Annotated in this window: 6 protein-coding genes; 1 reads left to right on the top strand and 5 read right to left on the bottom strand. The window is 52.7% G+C overall.

The window, feature by feature from the left end; all coding sequences use genetic code 11:
• Positions 1-270: hypothetical protein (locus RWS31_RS11005; protein ID WP_314598329.1), on the top strand; the 270-nt coding region annotated here is incomplete at its 5' end.
• 351 nt (positions 271-621) lie between these two features.
• On the opposite strand, the gene RWS31_RS11000 is transcribed toward RWS31_RS11005, so the two are convergent.
• From RWS31_RS11000 to RWS31_RS10980, 5 genes are all read right to left on the bottom strand, one after another.
• Positions 622-1,251, bottom strand: a complete 630-nt coding sequence (locus RWS31_RS11000) for a histidine phosphatase family protein (protein ID WP_314598328.1) — start codon at positions 1,249-1,251, stop codon at positions 622-624.
• Positions 1,248-2,333 carry a threonine-phosphate decarboxylase CobD gene (gene cobD, locus RWS31_RS10995; RefSeq protein ID WP_314598331.1) on the bottom strand — a complete coding sequence of 362 codons (1,086 nt, stop codon included), beginning with the start codon at positions 2,331-2,333 and terminating at the stop codon, positions 1,248-1,250. The genes RWS31_RS11000 and cobD overlap by 4 nt, the downstream gene beginning before the upstream one ends.
• Positions 2,334-2,503: 170 nt before the next feature.
• Positions 2,504-3,331 carry an adenosylcobinamide-GDP ribazoletransferase gene (locus RWS31_RS10990; protein WP_314598327.1) on the bottom strand — a complete coding sequence of 276 codons (828 nt, stop codon included), beginning with the start codon at positions 3,329-3,331 and terminating at the stop codon, positions 2,504-2,506.
• A 29-nt stretch (positions 3,332-3,360) separates the two neighbouring features.
• Positions 3,361-4,326, bottom strand: a complete 966-nt coding sequence (gene cbiB, locus RWS31_RS10985) for an adenosylcobinamide-phosphate synthase CbiB (protein ID WP_314598326.1) — start codon at positions 4,324-4,326, stop codon at positions 3,361-3,363.
• On the bottom strand, positions 4,320-5,855 hold the full coding sequence (locus tag RWS31_RS10980) for a cobyric acid synthase (protein ID WP_314598324.1): 1,536 nt from the start codon (positions 5,853-5,855) through the stop codon (positions 4,320-4,322). Before RWS31_RS10980 ends, cbiB begins: the two co-directional genes overlap by 7 nt.
• Positions 5,856-6,001: the final 146 nt, after the last annotated feature.

The raw sequence follows: 6,001 nt of genomic DNA, 5'->3' as shown, positions 1-6,001 counted from the left end.
AAGCACGCCGCCAGCGTTCGTCCTGAGCCAGGATCAAACTCTCCGAAAAAACTTGGTCTTTTTGCGCTATGCTTCGTTGCAGCTTCGCGCCGCGTCCTCAGCGCACACGAGTGCGCTTCCGGGGCGTCGCTTCGCCTAGCACAAAAATCCCTGCGTTTTTTCTCCGTATCCAACATAGTTATGTTGGATACGGAGAACTTTGCATTCAGTTTGCAGAGAGCCATGATTGGCTCTTTTTATCTTTGGATACGATTCTTTCGAACCGCATAAAGAAATTGTCGATTGCTTTTACAATTGTAGTTCACAATCGATGTTTCATCAAGATTTCTCTTGATGGACATCTGGCTTGAATCATATAGATGATTCATTTCTGCATTGTTTAGTTTTCAAGGAACACCGCCGAATTGCTCCGGCTGTTCGCCGCTCGTTCTTCATAGGCGGCTCGACTATCTTACTTCATCCACGAGGGATTGTCAAGCACTTTTTGAAGTTTTTTCGAGCGTCTTGCTGCCGTTCTGTGCGACAACGAATGCTATATTACACGAACATGCTGAAGATGTCAACATCTTTTTGAAAATTTTTCATCCCTTGTGCATGCCAATGGATAAACATAGGGCACAATCAGTCTTCATCGGCGAATTCGAGATGCTGCAAATGCGCAACATTATTCACATAATCAACCGTGAAGTGATTGCCGCCGTGCGTGAGGCGGCTGACCGCCGTATTGCCCTGTCGGATTCGCCAGACGTATCGCAGCGGTATATGAAGGGCATACGCCAGAATCGTGCGCAAAAAGGCTCCGTGCGCTACGAGAACGACGTGCTCGCCCGCATGAGCGGCAGTAATTTTCTCCAATTCTCGCGAGGCTCTTTTTTCTACATCCTCGAAAGTCTCCCCTCCGGGCGGCTTAAGTTCATCCGGCGCAAAAAAAATCTGCTTTCCGGCTTCTGGCCATTTGGCGCTGATTTGCTCGAAGGTAAGACCTTCCCACTCGCCGAAGTTCATTTCCCGCAAATTTTCCGTCTTCCTTACCTCACAGCCAAAGCGTTCGGCAATAAACCCTGCCGTCGAAGCGGCACGCTGCAAGTCACTAGAATAGATGGCATCGATCTTCTCTGCGGGAAAATGCCTGGCGAGGCATTCAGCCTGTTTCACACCCTTTTCTGCCAAGGCAATATCAGAATGTCCTTGAAACCGACCGCCGGAATTCCACTCGGTCAATCCATGTCGAACAAGATAAATCTTCGTCATACTGCATCCCATTCCTTCCAAACTTCATGCATGGCTTCGAGCAATCGTTCATTGTCTGCACGAGAACGTACAGCTGCACGCAAGTACGCCCCATCCAACCCCGAATAATTGCTGCAATCGCGCAGCAAGATTCCTCCCTCTCGCAAAGCCATAATAAGATGTCGTAAAAACTCCTTTCCCTGCTGCAAATGGAAAAGAATAAAATTCACGGAGGGTGCAAAGACCTCAATCCCTGGCAATTTTGCAAGTTCCGCAGCAAGAAACTTTTTTTCCCTGCGGACAAAAGAGCGTGCCTCTTCATGGTAGACCGTGTCGGAAAGAGCAGCAACACCTGCCGCTTGAGCAAGGAAATTCACATTCCAAACATCTTTGCCGCTTTCCAATCGTCGGCAAAGATTCGGTTCAGCAATGCCGAAGCCCAGTCGTAATCCTGGCAGGGCAAAAAACTTCGTCATGGACTGGACGACGAAGAGATGCGGATATTCGTTCGTCAGATGGCGCGAAGTATATCCCTCTCCATCTTCACGAAAATCCAAGAAGGATTCATCCATCACGACGTATGTGCCTCGCTCCTCTGCTTTTTCCAGCAGCACGCACAATTCTTTTCGCTCCCAGAGACGTCCCGTCGGATTGTTCGGACTGCAAAGCAGGATGACGTCTTCCTTCGAAAACTGCTGCACCGCCGCTTCCAAATCAAGAGAAAACCCATGCTTTTTCAACAGCGGAAGATATATGACCTTCACACCTGCGGCACGCGCCGCCCTTTCATATTCGCTGAAGGACGGGACGGGCAGGAGCAGGCGCTTCGGGCGCACGATATAGAAGAAGCAGTAAAAGAGTTCCGCTGCGCCGTTGCCGAGCACGATTTTTTTCTGCGGCACATCATAAAAAGAAGCGATCGCCGTCTTCAAGGCACGCGCCTCAGGATCAGGATAATTGACGATGCCATCAACATGGGAAAAAATGGCTTCCCGCACACGAGGTGACAGGCCGAGAGGATTGATATTTGCACTGAAATCCAGCCACGCTCCGCCAGTCGGGCATTTCTCATAGACATTGCCCCCATGTTCATATTTTTGCAGAACCTCGTCCTCCCTTCTCTCATGTAAGAACCGCGTACAATATCCACAAAGTGGACGTTTGCGCGTATAGTTTTTCAAAGACAACAGAAACCCGATATACTTTTCCTTCTACAGCGGGTTCCCTTCTTCCTGCATGGAGCAGAAAGAAAGCCGAACGTCTTTATATTACACTAGCAGCTAACCGAAGAAAACACCAAAAAGCTCAAAAGCACAAGCGTTTCCGTCAATGTCGTAATCGCGCCATAGACATCTCCGGTCAAGCCGCCGAGATGACGCGTCGCATAGCTTGCAAAAAAAATCGTAAAGAGAAGCGCAGCAAATATGACCGCCGTCATGGAAAGAACCCACGAGGACAGTCCCGCAGCGTCCAAAGGAATGATGTCGAAAAAACATGCTGCGACGCCTGGAAAAAACACGAGGATAAGCGTATAAAAAAAAGCTCCGTAAAGGACGGACTTCGTGCCGCCATCTTTGAATGCCTTGCCCATGCCCACAGGACGTGCATAGGGAAAAGCGGAAATGGCGACGACCATCATCAGGCGTGAAACAATGGGCATGGCGAACAGAGCTGGAAAAAGCCATGCGCTTTGCAGCAGGTCAAGCAGGATCGACCAGTCGAAAATCATCAACAGGACGAAGGCAAAAACACCGTTCGCCCCCACGCGGCTGTCCTTCATGATTTCCAACATGCGCTCGCGAGAGCGTCCCGAAAACAGTCCGTCCATCGTGTCCATGAAGCCGTCGCAATGAAGCCCGCCCGTCAGGAGAATCGGCAGTATCAGCAAGATTGCCGCAACGACATGATGCGGCAAGAGAATGCCGTTTTGCGGCAAAAAACTCAACAGCAGTGCGGCAAAGGCCGCATAAATGATGCCGAGCACCAAGCCGATCAGCGGAAAATAACGCACGCTGTCGGCAAAATCCTTCTCACACCAATCCTTTTGCTCCACGATCGAAATGCGCGTGAGAAACTGCAGACCGATGAAAAACGCACGCAAAAAAATACCCCCAGTGCTTCACGTCTACACTAAAAAAGCATCCCCCTCTGCTGCCAAAGAAGGAACCCGCCATACGTCAAGAGCAGAAAAAGAATCGTGACCGTATACATGAGGCGCACGGTCTTCTGTATGTCATCGGCTTCAATTTCACGCCGCGCCTCTCCCATATAGGCGCGAAAATGCGGCTCGCCGAAGTAATAGTTGTTGCCGCCCAAGCGTATGCCGAGTGCACCCGCCGTAGGTGCTTCGGCGTGCCCCCCGTTCGGGCTTGGGTGCTTCGCCGCATCGCGATGCAGCATGCGCCAAGCGCCGCGCCCGTCGAAGCCCAGGAAAAAGGCCGCGAGCACGAAAAGAACACCCGCAATGCGCGCGGGAATGTAATTGAGCACATCGTCGAGACGCGCCGCCACCCTGCCAAAGTACAAATACTTCGCGTTCTTGTAGCCGAGCATCGAATCCATAGTATTCGCCGCGCGATAGAGCACAGCGAACGGCAGCCCGCCGATCAGATAGAAAAAGAGCGGTGCAAGAACGCCGTCAACCGTGTTTTCCGCCACGGTCTCGATCGCGGCGCGCGACACTTCCGGCCCGCTGAGCTTTTCCGTATCGCGCCCCACGATCCAGCCGACTTTTCTGCGCGCTTCCGGCAGATCGCCCGCCTTCAGGAGGGCGCGTATCTCCATGCCTGCCGCCGCAAGGCTCTTCGGCGAGATCATGAAGGCGAGCAGCAACGCTTCCAGCGCCATGCCCACATGCGGCAAGGGGATAAGCCCCAAAAGCCGCAGGATGCACCATGCAGCCTCGTAACAAACGACGAGCACGATGAGGGCGAGCATGCCGCCGCAGAGCAGTTTCTTCTCATTCGTATCTTCGGGACGATAAAGGCAATGCTCCAGCCAAGCGATAAGATTTCCCATCAATACGACGGGATGGAAGCGCGAACGCGGATCGCCGAGAATGCAGTCGATGAAGAACGCAAGGACAGCCGTCAGCATCCGACCTTCTCCCCCATGATTTCGCGCAGCTTATCCATATCGAGATGCGCACGCACGACGGCAGCAAGGCGATCATAGCTCTCCTCCTTCTCGCGGTAGCGATTGCGCGTCACAGCGAGCGCAGGAAGCCCTTTCTTTTCGCGCAAGGCATTGAGAATCGCACGGCGCAGTCCATCGTGATCGAAAAATCCATGGATGTATGTACCAAAGATGTTTTCTTCTTCATTTACCGTACCTTCCGCAGCGTCACAAACTTCGCCGCGTCTCTCTTTCACGCAGAGCGGATGACTGTCCCTATCGCACAGGAACTCCGTCGTTCCCATATGAATTTCATAGCCCTTGATATCATCGACAGAAATCCGCTTGCCAAGAAACGAAAAATCCCTAGCCGAAGCTACGACCTGCGAAGTCAACTTGTTTTCATGAAATGTCGTCTGCAGACCAAGAAGCCCCAGCCCATCCGTACTGTCAAAAGAAGATTCCGTATGGTGCGGATCCAATATGCGCTTGCCAAGCATCTGGTAGCCGCCGCATATACCGATGACGGCCGTTCCCTTTTCGTGCACCTCGCGAATCTTCGAGGCAAGTCCCGTTTTTTCGAGCCAACGCATGTCCTCCGACGTATTCTTGCTGCCCGGCAACAGAATCAAGTCGGGCGTACCGAGAGTCGCCGCTTCATGCACATAGCGTAGCGCCACGTCCGGCTCGCTTTCCAAACTGTCAAAATCCGTGAAGTTGGAAATCTTCGGCGTACGGATGACAGCAAGGTTGAGTTCCTTCTCTTCCGCCCTTTCTGCCTTATCCTCCAAGGATACGGAATCTTCGTCGTCAATGCCCATTTCCTCGATATGCGGGATGACGCCGAGCACAGGCTTGCCCGTCTTTTTCTCCAAAAATTCGACAGCAGGGGTAAAGAGCGAGATGTCGCCGCGAAACTTGTTGACGACAAGCCCCTTGACGAGCGCTCTTTCATCCTCTTCCAAAAGCTCCAAAGTGCCGACGAGCGAAGCGAGCGCACCGCCGCGATCGACATCGGCAATGAGCAGAACGGGCGCATTCAGATACTTCGCCACGCGCATGTTGACGATGTCGTTCGCCTTGAGATTGACCTCGGCAGGGCTTCCCGCGCCCTCGATGACGACGGTTTCGTACTCCGCATCGAGACGCGCCAACGCTTCTTTGACCGCCGAAAACGCTTTGAGCGAATAGCCTTGGTGGTACTCCTTCGCTGTCATATTGCCGACAGGCTTTCCCATGAGCACGACCTGCGAGCAGGAGTTTCCTGTCGGCTTCAGCAAGACGGGATTCATGTCGACAAACGGTTCAAGTCCCGCGGCTTCCGCCTGGGCGACCTGCGCACGCCCCATCTCCAAGCCATCTTTCGTGACATAGGAATTGAGCGCCATGTTCTGCGCTTTGAAGGGGACGACGCGCCGCCCCTCCTGCCGAAAGATGCGGCAGAGCGCCGTCGTCAGGATGCTCTTTCCAACATGCGAGCTTGTCCCCATCATCATGATGTAGTTCGCCAAAAGCCATTCCTCCTGTCAAGCGATGCAGTATGCTATTCCTGTAGTATATTTTACTAGGAAAGTCCAAGAGGCCAAGCCAAAGGCGCAGGCTGATTGGGCAACTTTCCTTAAGGGCGGCGCACAATGTCCACAAAGTGGACGTTTGT

The sequence above is a fragment of the uncultured Selenomonas sp. genome, from assembly GCF_963528755.1.
Lineage (GTDB): Bacteria > Bacillota > Negativicutes > Selenomonadales > Selenomonadaceae > Selenomonas.
Note: the sequence above shows the minus strand (reverse complement) of the source record. Positions and strands in the feature narration are given on the sequence as shown.

Bases quoted from the DNA above. Each gene is read 5' to 3' on its own strand.
- RWS31_RS11000 (WP_314598328.1), bottom strand. From the start codon at position 1,251: ATGACGAAGATTTATCTTGTTCGACATGGATTGACCGAGTGGAATTCC.
- cbiB (WP_314598326.1), bottom strand. From the start codon at position 4,326: ATGCTGACGGCTGTCCTTGCGTTCTTCATCGACTGCATTCTCGGCGAT.